We start from the raw sequence: 16,833 nt of genomic DNA, 5'->3' as shown, positions 1-16,833 counted from the left end.
TAAAGGATTTGCGCCGGCAGCGTCTTGAACAGGATTGACCGTGTCTGGAATTCAACAGCCTCAGGAGACGACGCAGTTCTGGCGTCATCCGCGCTTTCGCGATCTTGGCATGCTCAAGGCGCGCTTCACGCGGCATCGCTACCAGCTGCACACGCACCCGACCTATGTCGTCGCCCTGATCACGCAAGGGTGCGAGCGGGTCCGCATCGGCAACGAGACTGTCCTCGCGCCGTCGGGCACGGTTCTGCTCGTCAATCCGGAGATATGGCATGACGGCGAGGCGGGTGCCGACCAGGGTTGGGCTTACTGCACCTTCTATCCGTCGGCCTCGCTCATGGGTGCGATCGCGGACGAACTCGGGCAGGATCGCCCGCCGTTGTTTTCGCAAGCGATCGTCGATGATGCCGATCTCGTCCAGGCAGTAGGCGTCGCGCACTTGGCTTCGACATCGGGTGATGCCACGAGCGCCGAAACATCCATGCTGATCGCCTTGCGCAAGCTCATCCTGCGCCATGGCGATTGGGGCGGCCGGCGGCGCGAGGCGGTCGAAAGCTTCGGATCGAAAAGCCGGCTCCGGGTCTATGAACAGGTCATCGAAGACCATCTGAACTCGGACCTCGATTTGCAGCGGCTCGCTGAAGCCGCAGGCGTGACGCGCTTTCAAGTTATCCGCGATTTCAGGAAAGTGCTGGGTCTCACCCCTGCTGCCTTCATCCGTGACCGCAGGCTGCGCCGTGCCGATCTGCTGATCCGGCAAGGTTCAGATCTCGCCGGTGCCGCCTTTGCGGCCGGCTTCTCCGACCAAAGCCATCTCTCGCGCACCTTCCGCGCCGCGCATGGAATGACGCCGGGGATGTTCAGGCGCGCCGGGACGCTGCCCTCGTCTTGAGAAGTCGAGCCATGTCGGCGGCCTTTGACGGCATGCCGATCAGAAAGCCCTGCGCCTCGACGCAGCCAGCCTTGCGCAATATGTCGAGCTGCGCTTCGGTCTCGACGCCTTCGGCGGTGACAGTGATGCCAAGTTCGGCACCAAGCCCGATGATCGTGCGCACGATCGCCGCCGTGTCCTTGTTGTCGATATCGTGGATGAAGGAGCGGTCGATCTTGATCTTGTCGACGGGAAAACGCCTGAGATAGCCGAGCGACGAATAGCCGGTGCCGAAATCGTCGAGCGCGATGCGGATACCGAGTTCGCGCAGCTGTCTCAGCGTCTTCAGCACCGTCTCGCTCTCATCCATCAGCACGGTCTCGGTGATTTCCAGTTCGAGCCGGCTGGCCGGCACGCCGGAAACGGCCAGCGCCGAAATCACGCTGCGGGCAAAGTCGGCGCTTCTGATCTGCACTGCCGAGACATTGACGGCGATGCGCATTCCAGGCGGCCAGCCGGCGGCCACGCTGCAGGCCTGTTTCAGCGCCCATTCGCCCAGCGGAACGATCAGCCCGCTGTCTTCGGCGGCTGCGATGAAATCATCGGGCGCCACCAGGCCGCGCGTCGGTGAATTCCACCGCATCAACGCTTCGGCGCCGACGATCTTGCCCGACGCGATGTTGGTGATCGGCTGGAACTCCAGCACGAACTCCCGCCGCTTCAGTGCCGTCTCGAGATCGGTTTCGAGCGCCAGGCGCGCCCGCACCAAGGCATCCATGCCGGGCTCGAAAAAGCGGTAGACGTTGCGGCCTTCGCTCTTGCCGCTGTAAAGCGCCATGTCAGCGTTCTTCAAAAGCGTGTCGGCGTCCTTGCCGTCACCGGGATACAGCGCGATGCCAAGGCTGATGCCGACATGCATGTCGCGGCCCTTGTCGCGAAACGGCTGGCTGACGACAGCGACGATGCGTTTTGCCAGTTGTTCCGCATCGGTGGCGCCTTTGGGATTGAACTGCAGGATGGCGAACTCGTCGCCACCGAGGCGGGCGACCACATCGGTGTCGCTGCGCAGGCTGTGCCGCAACCGCTCCGCCACGCATTTCAGCAGCCAGTCACCGGCCGGGTGTCCCCAGGTGTCGTTGACGGCCTTGAAGCGATCGAGGTCGAGCGAGAAGATCGCCAACGGTGTATCGCCGGCCATCGCCTGGTCGAGCCGTTCGCGAAACATCGAGCGGTTGGGCAGGTCGGTCAGCGTGTCGTAATGGGCAAGGTGGCTCATGCGCTCTTCGGCGCGCCGGCGCTCGGTGATGTCTTCGAAGGTCGCCACCCAGCCGCCACCGGCAAGCGGCCGGCGCGCAACCAGCAGCGTTCGGCCATCGGCAAGGCTGCGGTCTGTCGAACGCTCCTCACCGGCCTGCAGGCTGGCTCTGGTGTTGGCGATCTCGCCGTCGATGTCCATCGACGGATAGATGCGCAGTCGCACCATCTGTTCGAGCAGGGCGCGCTGGCTCATGCCGAGCGGGAAGTCGTCAGGCGTGACCTTGTAGAGGTCGAGGAAGCGCTGGTTGCGCACGATCAGCGTGCCTTCGGCGTCGTACATCAACAGGCCTTGCGACATGTTGGCGAGCGCCGCATCGAAGCGGCGGTGCTGCTCCTTCAGTTCCTGCTCGGCCCGCCTTTGCTCCGTAATGTCCTCATAGATCGACACCCAGCCGCCTGAGGCCAGCGGCCGGTGCGTGATGGAAACGATGCGTCCGTCCGACAGTATTTCCTCGTAGGTCGAGGCTTGCGCGCGCTCGATATAGGGCTTGCGGATGGCATACAGGTCTTCGGCGCTCTGTGAGGCGACACCGATGTCGACGCTGTGCTTTAGAATGTCCAGGAACGCGATGCCGGGCCGCACGATCTTCGCGTCGAGGGAGAAGATGCTGATATAGTTGCCGTTGCAGATGATCATCCGCTCGTCGGCGTCGAACATGCACAGCCCATGCGACATATTCTCGACGGCCGCGGAAAAGCGCTCGTTCTGGTGGCGCAGTTCGTCGGCGATCTGCCGTGGCGCGGCGACGCCTCCGGCTCCCCGTCTGCGGACGGGCGAACCACCCTTGACGTGCGCAACGGACATGAGGCGTGCCTGCTGACCGTGATCGAAACCCGGTACTGTGGTTACCGCTGGTTAATTTAGCGTATGTTCACTGCGCCGAATGCACGGCAACCGTTGCCTGGCGTTGCTTTTCAAGCGTTGCGTAGCGTTTGAGGAAGGCAGCTTGCGCCGAGGTCACCGAGTGCGGCTTAAAGTCGAAGCGGTCGGCATTGAACCCGCGCGGCCGGCCGAAGAACTCGGTTGCTTCCGCGGTCGAGAAACCGGCAAGCAGCGTTGCCTCGTAATAGGCGGCGATCTGGTCGGCGCGCTTGATCTCCTTGCGCAAGCCGACGCCGAGTTCGGGCGGCAGCGAAAAGCGCTGATGGATGGCGCGCTGGAGACGCAGCTCACACTCCTTGTAGGAGCCGCCCATTACCGATTTGAACGGCGAGATCATGTCGCCGATGACATATTCCGGCGCGTCATGCAGCAGTGCTGCCAACTGAGCATTGGCCGAGGCGTCCGGCTGCAACTCGCTGAACAGCGCCTCGACCAGCAGCGAATGCTGGGCGACCGAAAAGGCGTGATCGCCGCGGGTCTGCCCGTTCCAGCGGGCAACGCGGGCAAGCCCGTGGGCGATGTCGGAAATTTCGATGTCGAGCGGCGAGGGATCTAGCAGGTCGAGCCGCCGTCCCGACAGCATGCGCTGCCACGCGCGCGGTGGCGCTCCGACGCGATCGGCAGCCATCAGGCGTCCTCCGCGCCGATGGCTTCCCTGGGAAAGCTGAACTGCGCCCAGGCCGGGATGGCGAGCGAGACGGTGACATCACCGGCCAGTACCGGCTGGCCAGCGTCGAGCGCCGCCTTGGCCCGGTCGATGCGGGCAATGGCGAGTCCGGCCGTGCCCGCGGTCGAGCCGAGCGTGCCGACCGGCCGCCCCGCAACCGTCAGCTCCGTGCCGGGCGCGGGTAAGGCGCGGTCGGCCGAAACGATCAGCACGCGGCGCCTGGCGGTGCCGCGATGCTGCATGCGCGAGACCACTTCCTGGCCGACATAGCAGCCTTTCTTGAAGCCGACGCCGCCGGTCTCGTCGAGCAGCACGTCGTGAGGGAAGGCATCGCCGAGCTGATAATCGGAACCGCTTTCGGCAATGCCGTTGGCGATGCGGAGCGCCTGCCACGCAGCCGGGTCGCCACCTACGGATGCGCCGCCATAGGAGCGGCTCACAGCCACCTCGCGGAAGCGGGCATCGGCAAGTACCGTTGAATCAGACTGTGAAGCGCTTGAATCATCGCCCCACGCAACCGTCACAAGCACTTGATCCTGCCTGGCAATCTCGGCCTTGGCGCGCAGCTTGTAAAGCATCAGCCGGCGCAGGAAATCGTCTGCGATGTCGGCACGGCAATCCAGCCGGAATGCGTTCTCGCCGCTACGCGAGATCAGGAAATCGAACAGGATCTTGCCTTGCGGCGAAAGCAGCGCACCTGGCTTTGCCGCGTCGACGGCCAGCGTGTCGAGGTCGGTGGTGAGGATATTCTGCAAAAAATGCTCGGCATCCGGGCCTGACACGGAAATGAGGGCGCGGTCTTTGAACAGGGCAAAAGGCATGGGGGGCAAAGAACCTGATCTTGCAAAACAGTCGGCCTTTACGTAAGCCGACGATACTCCCCCCGCAAGAGACCGAACGCCCATGGCCACCACCTACGACCTCATCCTGACAGGCGGCACTGTGGTCAACCATGATGGCGAAGCCGCGCGCGATGTCGGCGTCAAGGGTGGTCGCATCGTCGCAATAGGCGATCTTCGCCAAGCTTCGGCCGGCGAAGCGATCGACTGTCGCGGGCTGCACGTCCTGCCCGGCGTCGTTGACAGCCAGGTGCATTTTCGCGAGCCGGGGCTGGAGCACAAGGAAGATCTCGAGAGTGGATCTCGCGCCGCTGTTCTGGGCGGGGTCACCGCCGTCTTCGAAATGCCCAACACCAATCCGCTGACCACCAGCGAGGCGGCGCTTGCCGACAAGGTGCGCCGCGCCACCAGCCGGATGCATTGCGACTTCGCCTTCTGGGTTGGCGGCACGCGCGAGAATGCCGATGATGTCGGTGAGCTCGAGCGGCTGCCGGGTGCTGCCGGGATAAAGGTGTTCATGGGCTCGTCCACCGGCGACCTGCTGGTCGAGGACGACGAGGGTGTCGCATCGATCCTGCGCAACACCCGCCGCCGTGCCGCCTTTCACTCGGAGGACGAGTTCCGGCTGCGCGAGCGCCTGGGCCTGCGCGTCGAGGGCGACCCGTCATCGCATCCCGTCTGGCGCGACGAGATCGCGGCGCTTCGCTGTACCGAGCGGCTGGTGCGCATCGCGCGAAACACCCGCGCCCGCATCCATGTGCTGCATATCTCCACTGCCGAGGAAATCATCTTCCTCCAGCAGCACAAGGATGTCGCCACCTGCGAGGCGACGCCGCACCATTTGACACTCGCCGCCGACGACTATGCGCGGCTGGGCACGCTGATCCAGATGAATCCCCCGGTTCGCGCGGCCCGCCATCGCGACGGCGTCTGGCACGGCATTGCGCAAGGCATCATTGACGTGCTCGGCTCCGATCACGCCCCGCACACGCCGGCCGAGAAGGCAAAGCCCTATCCGGCCTCGCCGTCTGGCATGACCGGGGTGCAGACGCTGGTGCCGATCATGCTCGACCATGTCAATTCAGGCCTGCTGACCCTGCAGCGCTTCGTCGACCTCTCCAGCCACGGCCCGCAGCGCATCTTCGGCATGGCCAGGAAAGGCCGCATCGCCGCCGGCTACGATGCCGATTTCACCATTGTCGACCTCCAGCGGCGCGAGACCATCACCAATGCGCAAGCCGGCTCCAGGGCCGGCTGGACGCCCTATGACGGCAAGGAAGTCACCGGCTGGCCGATCGGCACCATCGTGCGCGGCCGTCGCGTGATGTGGGAAGGCGAGATCGTCACGCCAGGACAGGGCAGGCCGGTGGAGTTTTCCGAGGCGCTGCCGGCTTAGGCGGCCGGATAACGAACCACCATACGTGTCCTCGGCTACGGATCCCCGTTCGACCGCCAGGCGGGACAGGCCAATACCGCGGCGTATTTACTAACCAAAGCGGTGCATTGTTCTGCCAAATCCGTCACTCTCTTTGTTTGGACGCAATTCGGACGGAAAGCCGTTTCACACTTTTCCTGGAATTACTCTGGAAAGCATCCGGCAAGACAGACTCTAATTCTCGTTTATTGGGGGGAATTATGCTCAGATATATCTCCGCTATCTTGATCATTCTGGGTATGACTGAAGTTTCGGCAAATGCCCTGGATACCCCGAAGCAGGGTGTGTCTGAATTGAGCGGATCGGAATTCAACTACTCTATAATCGACCTGGGTTCGAACAAGAGACGCATAGAGGTCATTCATAACAGAGAAAAGTATGATGGGCCGCTGGCGGAGATGTCGTTCCGAGATCGGCATCTGCAAGTTTTTGGAATGGTGGCGAGATTGATCAAGGGTAGTTGCCAAAATGGCGTCAGCGCCCTGGGGAGTATAGCCGTAAGCAGGGATCCTGAACAAGACGAGGATCCCGACGCTGAGCATCCTCAAATTTTCACTTGGGAATACAGTTGTAAATAAGCGCCTCAACCGCGCAGGAGAGACAGCTATTCGCCGGCCGTTCAATCCCCGGCGACGAAAAACGTCCACTGCCCGGTGGGCGTAATGCCGACGCGGTAGAAGATGTAGGCTCCGAACTGCTTCATGTCGTCATAGTCGCCGGCGGTGACGATCTTGAACAGTTCGACCCGCTGCCTGGCGTTGAGCTTGTCCAGCGGCAGGGCGAAGAAATACGGCCAGACATAGAGTTCCTGCGGTGTGCCGACGTCTACATGGACATAGCCGGCATTGAGCACCTCTTCCAGGATGGCGAGGATTTCCTGACCTTCCTTGTCGCCCGATAGCCCTTTCAGGAAGGCGATCGGGTCGCCCTCGATTTCGCCCAGCGACAATTGGGTCATGGTGTCGCCCTTGCCGATCAGCGGCCGCAGCTTCTCGATGTCGCCGCTGACGCAGGCCTCGACCATCAGATCGCGCATGCGCCTGACGGGCTCGGGCAATTTGGAAAGGTCATAGACGACTTCGGGCACCGGCGCTTCTGGATCGGCACGCGGGTTGGCCACGCCGCCATCGTTGGCGGGGGCTTCCGGTTGGCTTTGTCCGGGCTCCGTGGGCGATTTCGGCTGGCTGGCGGCCGGTGGCGCCGTGCCGGGCAGATCGGGCATTGGCACTGAATTTTCAGACGGCGCCGTCTCACCATTGGCTGGTGGCCCGGCAGGAGCTGGAAGCTCCTCGCGCTTGATCTCGCTCAGCGCATAGGCAGGGTTGCTGGTCAGGACAAGCGCCAGCGGAACCGCGGCGCAAGAGGCGGCAAGCCAGATGCTGAGGACCACGCCGCGAGGCCGGCCTGACATCGAAAAATTCACCGCTTGCCTCTCCTTGGGCCTAGGCTGTTCAGGCATGATGCCCAAACGGCGCGCCGTCGTCAAAGAACCGGTAAGCTGGCGATGCACCCTCTGAGACGCGCGACGCCTAGTGCCGAAACCGCTCCGGCTCGAAGGCGCCGGCGATCACCTTTTCACGCATGCGATCGAGCAGGGCAAGGGCCGAGGTTTCGCCATTGGCTCGCAGCATCTCGCCGAACGCGGTTTCAAGCGCTGCCTCGGCGATGATTTCAGGTTCTATGCCGGCCGACAGACCTTCCGCCCAGGCCTCGCTATGGCTTTCCACCGCGGTCAGGCGCTTTTCTTCCCTGACCAGCGCGTCGATGTCGTTGACGCCATGTTCCATTTGCGATGTCCACCTTTTCAAGCGGCGGTCCGACGGGTCGGATCCGGCTTGGGCTGCCCCTATCTCACGCAGGCTAAGTAAGTATCTGTAAATACGACATTTTTTTGATCGTCTTTACAAACTTCGTCGCCTGCGTTCGGTCCGATTCAAACTTAGCCGATTAGACCGGTGAGCGGGATGAAAACCTTCAGTTTGAGTTAATTCCGCATTCGCGCGCTAACGTTTCGTTAATACTGTTGCGCAAGTGCAACACCAAGATTGCATCAACGTGCCGTGGATACAAGGCGGGTGCTCGAAAAGGCGTTCGCTAAACGCCGTCTGGCGCTCGTCAGTTGCCGTAACGCGAGGCGATGTCGCGCGACAGCGTCTCGCCTTCCTTCATGTAGCGGCTGATGGCTTCGGTCGCTGACGGCGTGCATTGGGTATAGGTGCCGCCGAAGGAACGGTAACCGCGGTTGAAGCTGGCGATGAAGCGGGCACGCCGCTCCGGATCGGGATTTTCCGAATCGATCAGCTTTTCCATCTCGGTGCGCCACTGGTCGCCCTTTTCGCCGCACAGATTGCGCAGGAAATGCAGCGACCCCAGCACCTCGGCCAGTCGCATCAGCCCGGGCTCGAACGGCGACTCGGCGGCCAGCGCCGGCTGCACGGCAAAAGCCGTGGCGGTGGCGATGCATGCGGCAAGGAACAGCGAGGTGCGGGTCATAAGTCTATCTGACGAAACATTTTGTCGCCTGCAAGGCGATTCTCGGAGCGGCAGATATGGGCCTGCTTCAGGCCAAAAGCTCTTCAGCCACCTCCATGACGTCACCCGCGAGCGGCAGCGTCGCCATTTCATCAAGACTATAGAAGGCGGCGGTCTCGGCATCGTCGCTGGCCGTCGCTTCGCCGCCGGCATAAACGGCGCCGAACACGGTCAGCAGATAGTCGACCGGGTGATTCTCGCCGCTGCCGTCGATGTGGATGTCGCGAAGCGGACGATAGTCCTGCGCCCGCAGCCCGGTTTCCTCCAGCAATTCGCGCACTGCTGCTTCTTGCAGCGTCTCGTCGGGCTCGACCTTGCCGCCGGGAAAGGCATAAAGCCCCTGCGACGGCGGCCGCGCCCGTTTGACCAGCAGCACCGTCCTGCCGCGCACGACGGCGACCGAGACTGCGGGAAGTATCTTGCGCTGCTCGTTCATCGATATCGATTCGCTTATGTGAGGCCCACCCTGTGGACCGGCTGGCAGCGAGCAGCTTTAGCGGTTGCGCAGCGCCGGTTCCATCGCCACGTTCGCGATCGGATCAATTCATCGAGCTTGCCAATGTGCGGACGCTTTGCCCTGACCGCGACGCCCGACCAGACCGCCGCCTTGCTCGGCCTGGCGGAGCTGGAGGATTTTCCGGCCCGCTACAACATCGCGCCGACGCAGCCGGTGCTGATGGCGTTGTCGGGGCCGCCGCGCATGCCGGGCTCGAATTTCCCGGATCGCCAGGCGATGCTGGTGCGCTGGGGGCTGATCCCCACCTGGGTCAAGGACACCAGGGAATTTCCGCTGCTCATCAACGCGCGTTCGGAAGGCGCTATGGAAAAAGCCTCGTTCAAAGCCGCCATGCGCCATCGCCGTGCCTTGGTGCCGGCCTCCGGCTTCTATGAGTGGCAGCAATCCGGCAGCGGCAAGAAGGGCCAGCCCTACTGGATACGGCCGCGGTATGGCGGGTTGATCGCCTTTGCCGGGCTGATTGAAACCTATGCCGAGCCGGGCGGTTCGGAAATGGACACCGGCGCTATTCTTACCGTCAACGCCAATGCCGGCATCGCCCATATCCATGACCGGATGCCGGTGGTGATCGCGCCTGAAGATTTTGCCCGCTGGCTGGACTGCCGCACGCTCGAACCGCGCGATGTGGCCGACCTGCTCAAGCCCGCGCTGCCCGATTTCTTCGAGGCAATTCCGGTCTCCGACCTCGTCAACAAGGTCGCCAACACCGGGCCGGAGATACAGGACATGGGCATCGTCGAGCCCGGCAAGGTCAGGCGCCAGAAGCCCGGCGCGGACGACAGTCAGATGACGCTGTTTTAGAGCGCGCTCCCAAGAAGCCATGTCCGGTCTTCGGGAAGAACCTGCTCAATAGGAAGAGCTGCTGTTTTCAGGCGCGCTATGGGGCCTCAGCCCTCCGTTCCGGCGCACGCCTTGTCGGCGGCGGCACGATGCCTGTTCAGGCAGCGCGGGGCGAAGTGATTTTCGGCGCCGGCTTTTTATTCTTCGCGGTATGGAGAAGGGCGGCGACGATCGCGGCCGGGCCGATCGCACGGTAGTGGTTGGCGAGCGCCGGTTGCTTGGCGCGGCTCGATTCCTGCTTGGTTCGTGACATCGATCTCTTCCCTGGTAACATTTCCGTGTCTGCGTTTGCCGGCCGAATCTGACCGAATCGTGACCTATGGTGAACTAGCCGGCGAATGTTTCATGACTGTGCCGACATGTTTAATAAAATGTTTCAGCGGCTCCTGACCTATGAACCAGCCACGCTTTTGCCGGAAGTTGCGACTTGACGGCAACACCGGCCAAGGCGATAAAGCCGCCGATGAAAACGTTTTTCGCCATTTGTGGCATTTGCATTATTGGCTAGCTTCGCGCTGGTCCGGACGTTTTCGCCTCATCTTTCCCCAGAGTGGACAAACGCCCCGGCCAGCAGGCTGGAGCCCGATTTGTGCCTTGGCACAGGTAAGGCTCTCTCCAGAACTTAACGGACCGGAAGGGCACGCATGTCTGACGCATCGAAGGGTCTCAGCCTCTACAACACGCTAACGCGGACGAAGGACGTGTTCGTCCCCATCGACCCGTCGAATGTGCGCATGTATGTCTGCGGTCCGACCGTCTACGACTTTGCCCATATCGGCAATGCGCGTCCGGCGATCGTCTTCGACGTGCTGTTCCGTTTGCTGCGTCACCTCTACGGCGAGGCTGGTGTCACGTATGTGCGCAACATCACAGATGTCGACGACAAGATAAACGCCCGCGCGCTGCGCGATTTCGGCGCCGAGATCGCGTCGGGAAACCTGACGCTCAACGAGGCAATCCGCCGCGTCACCGAAAAAACCGCCGACCAGTACCACAAGGATGTCGCCGCACTCGGCTGCTTGCCGCCGACGGTCGAGCCGCGCGCCACCGAGTTCGTCGCGCGCCGCGCCGACGGCAAGGTTGACATGATCACCCTCATCGAACGTTTGATCGAACGCGGCCACGCCTATGTCGCCGCCGGCGAAGTGCTGTTCGACACCGCCTCGATGCCGGATTATGGCGAGCTGTCGAAGCGCAATCTCGACGAACAGCAGGCCGGTGCGCGAATTGCCGTCGACGCTCACAAGAAGAACCCGGGCGATTTCGTGCTGTGGAAATTGTCGTCACCGGAAGAGCCCGGCTGGGACAGCCCATGGGGCAGGGGCCGGCCGGGCTGGCACATCGAATGCTCGGCCATGTCGGCCGCCTATCTCGGCGATGTCTTCGACATCCATGGCGGCGGCCTCGATTTGATCTTCCCGCACCATGAGAACGAGATCGCCCAGTCGCGTTGCGCCCACGGCACCGACGTCATGGCCAATGTCTGGATGCACAACGGCTTCCTGCAGGTCGAGGGCCAGAAAATGTCGAAGAGCGTCGGCAATTTCTACGCGATCGCCGAACTGCTGGAGACCGAGACCTTCGGCGGCCGCAAATGGCCGGGCGAGGTGCTGCGTCTGGCGATGCTGATGACGCATTACCGCGAGCCGATCGATTTTTCCGTGCGCAAGCTGGAGGAAGCCGAGAACACGCTGCGCAAATGGAAACGCGCGGCTGACCTGGCGCCGTCGGCAGGGCAGGTGCCAGATGACGTTGTGGCGGCGCTATCCGACGATCTCGCCACCTACGCTGCCTTCCAGCGGTTGACGCAGCTCGCCGGCGAAGCAGCGGAGGTTACCGGCAGCGGTCAGAACGCCGCAGCCGCTTCGCTGAAAGCGGCGCTTTTCTTTCTCGGCTTCGATATCGGCGCGGCCAAGGTCGACGAGGCAGCGATCGCCAAGGCGATCGCCAAGCGCTTGGAACTCATCGCCGCCAAAAACTGGGCCGAGGCCGACCGCATCCGCGACGAGCTTCTGGAGCAAGGCGTGCAGCTGAAGGACGGCAAGGATCCTGTCACCAGCGAACGCGTGACGACGTGGGAGGTGAAGCGGTGAGGGTGGCGCGAGACACCGTTGTAAGATTGGCGAAGGCGGCAGCGACAGCCAATCTCCCCCTTTGCGGGGGAGATGTCCGGCAGGACAGAGGGGGGTGTGAAGGAACGCCAGCGTTCCTTCTTGCCCACTTTCATTTCGGCCACTTTCTGAGAACGCAATGGCTGCCGGTTGAGACGCTGGCGGGACAGCACCCCCCTCTGTCCTGCCGGACATCTCCCCCGCAAGGGGGGAGATCAGCCCTCGCCTCGGTTTTCGCTAATCGCCAGCGCGGAGTGGCCTGAGCATGGGTCACGACCTCGTTCCATCGCGTCAGCGCAAGAATGCAAAGTCCATGCGTCGCGTCATGACCGATGCCGAGCTGAAACTGTGGAATGAGTTGCGGGCTCACCGGCTGATGGGGATGAGCTTTCGCCGAAAGGTACCGATTGGACCCTACATTGTCGACTTCGCCTGTTCGGCCCACCACCTCGTAGTCGAGGTTGATGGCAGTCAGCATGCCGACGTAGAAGATGCAGAACGCGACAAGGCACGCAGCGCTCAATTGAGTGCCAGTGGCTGGACCATCCTGCGCTTCTGGAACGACGACGTCATCCGCGATATCGACAATGCCTGCCAGCACATCGTCATCGGGGCCGGCTTGGCCGGCGCCGACGTGCCGGCGCCAGCAAGGGAGGAGCTTGTTTCATGATCGACCATCTCGGCATCAATGTCGCCGACTTCGACGCGTCGAAAGCCTTTTATGACCAGGCGATAGCGCCGCTTGGCGCCTCGCTGATCTACATGGTGCCACTGGAATATACCGGCGGCGCCAAGGTCGGTGGCTATGGCCGCGACCGGCCGGTGTTCTGGCTGCAGGCCAGCGATGACAGGCCGAGGACCCATCAGCACGTCGCCTTCACCGCGCGCAGCCGCGCCGAGGTCGACGCCTTCCATGCCGCTGCGCTCGCCGCCGGCGGCAAGGACAATGGCGGGCCGGGGCTGCGCCCGCATTATCACCCGGACTATTACGGCGCCTTCGTCTTGGATCCCGACGGCAACAATGTCGAGGCCGTCTGCCATGCGCCCGAATGACTATGAAACGGAGTGAGACGCCATGAGCCTCGACAACCGGCCGATCTACACCGGTGGCTGCCAGTGCGGCGCGGTGCGCTTTCGCGTCGAGGGTGCGCTGGGTGACGCCTCGATCTGCCATTGCCGCATGTGCCAGAAGGCGTTCGGCTCATTTTACGCGCCCCTGGTCTCGGTGCGTGGCGCCAAACTCGACTGGACGCGCGGCGAACCGAAATATTTCGCCTCGTCCAGCCATGTCGATCGTGGCTTTTGCGCCAATTGCGGCACGCCGCTGACCTTTACCGCGCCCGACGGCGTCGGCCTTGCCATTGGCGCCTTCGACAATCCGGCCGAAATCGTGCCGCTGATCCAGTGGGGCACCGAGGCAAAACTGCCTTATGTCGACACCCTTCCGCAATTGCCGGGCGAGGACACGATGGCCGACATGTCGTCGGCGCCTTATCTTGCCGAGCTTGTCTCCTACCAGCATCCCGATCATGACACCGAACAATGGCCGCCAGAGGAAAAGTTATGACCGATGAAGTTCGAACCGGCGGCTGCCAGTGCGGCGCCGTCCGTTTCCGCATCAAGGGCAAGCTTGGCCGGGCGTCCATCTGCCATTGCCGCATGTGCCAGAAACAGTTCGGGTCGTTTTTCGGCGCCCTGGTGACAGTGCCCAAGGATGGCGTCGAATGGGTGCGCGAGGAGCCGACCTACTTCCAGTCGTCGGTCAACATCGATCGCGGCTTCTGTGCCCGCTGCGGTACACCGCTGACCTATCGCCAACCTGGCGCACTGGAGATCGCCATCGGCGCCTTCGACGACCGCTCCGATCTGGCGCCGCAGATCCAGGTCAACTACGCGGTCCGATTGCCTTGGGTGGAAACGATCTTTGACCAGCCCGTGCATCAGGATCCGGATTTCTACTCCCGCCAGGAGCAGATCATCTCGTTCCAGCATCCCGACCACGAAACCACGGACTGGCCCGCGCACGGCCTGAAGATATGAGCAATGAAATGAACAGTGAACTTCGTACTCTTTATCCAGAGATCGATGCGTTCGAGTCCGGCATGCTCGATGTCGGCGACGGCCATCATATCTACTGGGAGCGCTCCGGAACCAGGGGCGCCAAGCCGGCCGTTTTCCTGCATGGCGGTCCCGGCGGCGGCTTCTCGCCAAAACATCGGCAATTGTTCGACCCGAAGCTTTACGACGTCATCCTGTTCGACCAGCGCGGCTGCGGGAAATCGACACCCAACGCCTCGCTCGAGGCCAACACCACCTGGCACCTGGTTGCCGACATCGAGCGGCTGCGTGAGATGTGCGGCTTCGAAAAATGGCTGGTGTTCGGCGGCTCGTGGGGCTCGACGCTGGCGCTGGCCTATGCCGAGACGCATCCTAATCGCGTCAGCGAGCTTGTCGTGCGCGGCATCTACACGCTGACCCGCGCCGAACTCGAATGGTACTATCAGTTCGGCGTCTCCGAGATGTTCCCCGACAAATGGGAGCGTTTCCTGGCGCCAATTCCTGAAGCCGAGCGCGGCGACATGATGGCCGCTTACCGCAGGCGGTTGGTCGGCGCCGATGGCAAGGCGCAGCTGGAAGCCGCCCTTGCCTGGAGCCTGTGGGAAGGTGAGACGATCACGCTGCTACCGGAGCCGGAGACCAGCGACAAGTTCGGCGAAGACGACTTCGCCATCGCCTTTGCCCGCATCGAGAACCACTATTTCGTCCACGCCGGCTGGCTGGAGGAGGGGCAGCTTCTGCGCGATGCCCATAAGCTCGCGGATATTCCCGGCACAATCGTCCACGGCCGCTACGACATGCCGTGCCCGGCGCGCTATGCCTGGGCCCTGCACAAGGCCTGGCCGAAGGCGGATTTCCACCTCATCGAAGGCGCCGGCCATTCCTATTCGGAGCCGGGGATTCTGGATCGGCTGATACGCGCGACGGATGGGTTTGCGGGGAAATGACAGCGCGTGGCACCCCCCTCTGTCCTGCCGGACATCTCCCCCTCAAGGGGGGAGATTGCCTGTCATCGGGCCTTTCGCAAATCTCCGTCGCTGCGGGAAAAGATCCGACGCTAAAGCTGCCGATCTCCCCCCTTGAGGGGGAGATGGCCGGCAGGCCAGAGGGGGGTGCTCGCGCGCCAACAGAACAATGACCAAACAACGCCTCTATCTCTTCGACACAACCCTCCGCGATGGCCAGCAGACGCCGGGCATCGACTTTTCCGTCGAGGACAAGATCGCGATTGCCAAGCTGCTCGATGAGTTCGGCATGGACTATGTCGAAGGCGGCTATCCCGGCGCCAATCCGACCGACACCGCCTTCTTCCAGCAGAAGCGCACGGCGAAGGCAAAGTTCGTCGCCTTCGGCATGACCAAGCGGGCAGGCGTGTCGGCGTCCAACGACCCGGGCCTGGCAGCGCTCGTGCAGTCCAAGTCCGACGCCATCTGCTTCGTCGCCAAGAGCTGGGACTATCATGTCCGCGTCGCGCTCGGCTGCACCAATGAGGAAAACCTCGACTCGATCAACGCGTCGGTCGAAGCAGCTGTTGCCGCCGGCAAGGAAGCGATGGTCGATTGCGAGCATTTCTTCGACGGCTTCAAGGCCAATCCGGACTACGCACTGGCCTGCGCCAGGACCGCCTATGATGCCGGCGCGCGCTGGGTGGTGTTGTGCGACACCAATGGTGGCACGCAGCCCTCGGAAGTGCGCGCCATCGTCGACAAGGTCATTGTTTCAGGTATTCCGGGCGGCCATCTCGGCATCCATGCCCATGACGACACCGGCCAAGCGGTGGCCAATTCGCTCGCCGCCGTCGAGGCCGGCGTGCGCCAGATCCAAGGCACGCTGAACGGCATCGGCGAGCGCTGCGGCAACGCCAATCTGGTCTCGATCGTACCGACGCTGGCGCTGAAGCCGGCCTTCGCCGATCGGTTTGAAACCGGCATCTCGGCCGAGGCGCTGACCGGGATATCCCGGCTTTCCCGCGCCTTCGACGAATTGCTGAACCGTGCTCCGGAAGCGCAGGCGCCCTATGTCGGCGCCTCAGCCTTCGCCACCAAGGCCGGCATCCATGCCTCCGCACTGGCCAAGGAGCCGGCGACCTATGAACATGTGCCGCCCGAGGCGGTAGGCAACCGCCGCCGCGTTATGGTTTCGGACCAGGGCGGCAAGGCCAATTTCCTCGCCGAGCTGAAGCGGCGCGGCATCGATGTGCCCAGAGACGACCATCGTCTCGATGCGCTGATCTCGGTGGTCAAGGAGCGCGAGGCCGAGGGCTACGCCTATGAGGGCGCCGATGCCTCCTTCGAGCTGTTGGCGCGCAAAATGCTGCACGGCCTGCCGGAGTTCTTCAACGTCACTTCGTTCCGCTGCATGGTCGAGCGCCGCTTCGATGCCAACGGCCAGTTGAAGACGGTCTCCGAAGCCATCGTCAAGGTGATGGTCGAGGGCGAGGAGAAGATGTCGGTGGCCGAAGGCCACGGCCCGGTCAACGCGCTCGACATCGCGTTGCGCAAGGACCTCGGCAAATTCCAGAGCGAGATCGCCGACATGGAGCTCGCCGATTTCAAGGTGCGTATCCTCAATGGCGGCACCGAGGCGATCACTCGCGTCCTGATCGAATCGCATGACGGCACCGGCGCACGCTGGTGGACGGTCGGCGTGTCGGAAAACATCATCGACGCCTCCTTCCAGGCGCTGATGGATTCGATCGTCTACAAGCTGATGAAGAACCGCGACATGGCGGGATTGGTGGCGGCGGAGTAGGGTTGCAAGACGTGG

Annotated in this window: 19 protein-coding genes; 11 read left to right on the top strand and 8 right to left on the bottom strand. The window is 62.8% G+C overall.

Annotation, left to right across the window (positions count from 1 at the left end; translation table 11 throughout):
- The first annotated feature begins 40 nt into the window (after positions 1 to 40).
- Positions 41 to 889 (top strand): AraC family transcriptional regulator, encoded by an 849-nt coding sequence (locus NKJ88_RS07005; RefSeq protein WP_352443835.1) that lies wholly within the window; start codon positions 41 to 43, stop codon positions 887 to 889.
- On the opposite strand, the gene NKJ88_RS07000 is transcribed toward NKJ88_RS07005, so the two are convergent.
- The 3 genes from NKJ88_RS07000 to ygfZ all read right to left on the bottom strand — a co-directional run bounded on the left by NKJ88_RS07000 (position 858) and on the right by ygfZ (position 4,556).
- Positions 858 to 2,990, bottom strand: coding sequence for a putative bifunctional diguanylate cyclase/phosphodiesterase (locus NKJ88_RS07000; protein ID WP_023670259.1), 2,133 nt, complete (start codon positions 2,988 to 2,990; stop codon positions 858 to 860). The two genes, NKJ88_RS07005 and NKJ88_RS07000, sit on opposite strands and share 32 nt — an antisense overlap.
- A 67-nt stretch (positions 2,991 to 3,057) precedes the next feature.
- Positions 3,058 to 3,696, bottom strand: a complete 639-nt coding sequence (locus NKJ88_RS06995) for an HD domain-containing protein (protein ID WP_023670260.1) — start codon at positions 3,694 to 3,696, stop codon at positions 3,058 to 3,060.
- On the bottom strand, positions 3,696 to 4,556 hold the full coding sequence (gene ygfZ / locus NKJ88_RS06990; RefSeq protein ID WP_023731988.1) for a CAF17-like 4Fe-4S cluster assembly/insertion protein YgfZ: 861 nt from the start codon (positions 4,554 to 4,556) through the stop codon (positions 3,696 to 3,698). Before ygfZ ends, NKJ88_RS06995 begins: the two co-directional genes overlap by 1 nt.
- A gap of 82 nt (positions 4,557 to 4,638) precedes the next feature.
- On the opposite strand from ygfZ, the gene NKJ88_RS06985 reads away from it, so the two are divergent.
- Positions 4,639 to 5,970: a dihydroorotase gene (locus NKJ88_RS06985; RefSeq protein ID WP_352443834.1), complete on the top strand. Its 1,332-nt coding sequence runs from the start codon at positions 4,639 to 4,641 to the stop codon at positions 5,968 to 5,970.
- Between the two features lie 239 nt (positions 5,971 to 6,209).
- A complete protein-coding gene (locus NKJ88_RS06980; RefSeq protein ID WP_023692873.1) occupies positions 6,210 to 6,587 on the top strand; it encodes a hypothetical protein in 378 nt (125 codons plus the stop codon).
- A 41-nt stretch (positions 6,588 to 6,628) separates the two neighbouring features.
- Here the strand turns inward: NKJ88_RS06980 and NKJ88_RS06975 are convergent, their stop codons facing one another.
- The 4 genes from NKJ88_RS06975 to NKJ88_RS06960 all read right to left on the bottom strand — a co-directional run bounded on the left by NKJ88_RS06975 (position 6,629) and on the right by NKJ88_RS06960 (position 8,977).
- Positions 6,629 to 7,432 carry a hypothetical protein gene (locus NKJ88_RS06975; RefSeq protein WP_023692874.1) on the bottom strand — a complete coding sequence of 268 codons (804 nt, stop codon included), beginning with the start codon at positions 7,430 to 7,432 and terminating at the stop codon, positions 6,629 to 6,631.
- Positions 7,433 to 7,538: 106 nt separating this feature from the next.
- Positions 7,539 to 7,796 carry a hypothetical protein gene (locus NKJ88_RS06970; protein ID WP_023673564.1) on the bottom strand — a complete coding sequence of 86 codons (258 nt, stop codon included), beginning with the start codon at positions 7,794 to 7,796 and terminating at the stop codon, positions 7,539 to 7,541.
- Positions 7,797 to 8,124: 328 nt separating this feature from the next.
- On the bottom strand, positions 8,125 to 8,502 hold the full coding sequence (locus NKJ88_RS06965; RefSeq protein WP_023692875.1) for a TIGR02301 family protein: 378 nt from the start codon (positions 8,500 to 8,502) through the stop codon (positions 8,125 to 8,127).
- Between the two features lie 67 nt (positions 8,503 to 8,569).
- Positions 8,570 to 8,977, bottom strand: a complete 408-nt coding sequence (locus NKJ88_RS06960; protein WP_031239471.1) for an NUDIX hydrolase — start codon at positions 8,975 to 8,977, stop codon at positions 8,570 to 8,572.
- A gap of 123 nt (positions 8,978 to 9,100) precedes the next feature.
- On the opposite strand from NKJ88_RS06960, the gene NKJ88_RS06955 reads away from it, so the two are divergent.
- A complete protein-coding gene (locus NKJ88_RS06955; RefSeq protein ID WP_352443833.1) occupies positions 9,101 to 9,859 on the top strand; it encodes an SOS response-associated peptidase in 759 nt (252 codons plus the stop codon).
- A gap of 136 nt (positions 9,860 to 9,995) precedes the next feature.
- Here NKJ88_RS06955 and NKJ88_RS06950 read toward each other — a convergent pair whose 3' ends face one another.
- Complete coding sequence (locus NKJ88_RS06950; protein WP_023673568.1) at positions 9,996 to 10,151, bottom strand: hypothetical protein; 156 nt, start codon at positions 10,149 to 10,151, stop codon at positions 9,996 to 9,998.
- A 391-nt stretch (positions 10,152 to 10,542) separates the two neighbouring features.
- Between NKJ88_RS06950 and cysS the strand changes: the two genes are divergently transcribed.
- The 7 genes from cysS to cimA all read left to right on the top strand — a co-directional run bounded on the left by cysS (position 10,543) and on the right by cimA (position 16,818).
- Entirely contained in the window at positions 10,543 to 11,991 is a 1,449-nt protein-coding gene (cysS, locus tag NKJ88_RS06945; protein WP_352443832.1) for a cysteine--tRNA ligase, read from the top strand.
- A gap of 283 nt (positions 11,992 to 12,274) precedes the next feature.
- A complete protein-coding gene (locus tag NKJ88_RS06940; protein WP_352443831.1) occupies positions 12,275 to 12,679 on the top strand; it encodes an endonuclease domain-containing protein in 405 nt (134 codons plus the stop codon).
- Positions 12,676 to 13,062 (top strand): VOC family protein, encoded by a 387-nt coding sequence (locus tag NKJ88_RS06935; protein ID WP_352443830.1) that lies wholly within the window; start codon positions 12,676 to 12,678, stop codon positions 13,060 to 13,062. The genes NKJ88_RS06940 and NKJ88_RS06935 overlap by 4 nt, the downstream gene beginning before the upstream one ends.
- Before the next feature lie 22 nt (positions 13,063 to 13,084).
- The gene (locus NKJ88_RS06930; protein ID WP_352443829.1) at positions 13,085 to 13,576 is read left to right on the top strand and encodes a GFA family protein; all 492 of its coding nucleotides are present in this window, start codon (positions 13,085 to 13,087) and stop codon (positions 13,574 to 13,576) included.
- Positions 13,573 to 14,049 carry a GFA family protein gene (locus NKJ88_RS06925; protein ID WP_023684470.1) on the top strand — a complete coding sequence of 159 codons (477 nt, stop codon included), beginning with the start codon at positions 13,573 to 13,575 and terminating at the stop codon, positions 14,047 to 14,049. Before NKJ88_RS06930 ends, NKJ88_RS06925 begins: the two co-directional genes overlap by 4 nt.
- 8 nt (positions 14,050 to 14,057) lie before the next feature.
- Positions 14,058 to 15,014: a prolyl aminopeptidase gene (gene pip, locus NKJ88_RS06920; protein ID WP_023727580.1), complete on the top strand. Its 957-nt coding sequence runs from the start codon at positions 14,058 to 14,060 to the stop codon at positions 15,012 to 15,014.
- A gap of 187 nt (positions 15,015 to 15,201) precedes the next feature.
- Positions 15,202 to 16,818: a citramalate synthase gene (gene cimA, locus NKJ88_RS06915; RefSeq protein ID WP_023684468.1), complete on the top strand. Its 1,617-nt coding sequence runs from the start codon at positions 15,202 to 15,204 to the stop codon at positions 16,816 to 16,818.
- Positions 16,819 to 16,833 lie beyond the last annotated feature (15 nt).

This window comes from Mesorhizobium sp. M0016 (genome assembly GCF_040324035.1).
Taxonomy (GTDB): domain Bacteria; phylum Pseudomonadota; class Alphaproteobacteria; order Rhizobiales; family Rhizobiaceae; genus Mesorhizobium.
The sequence above is the reverse complement of the archived record's forward strand: the minus strand, read 5'-3'. Positions and strand labels throughout refer to the sequence as shown.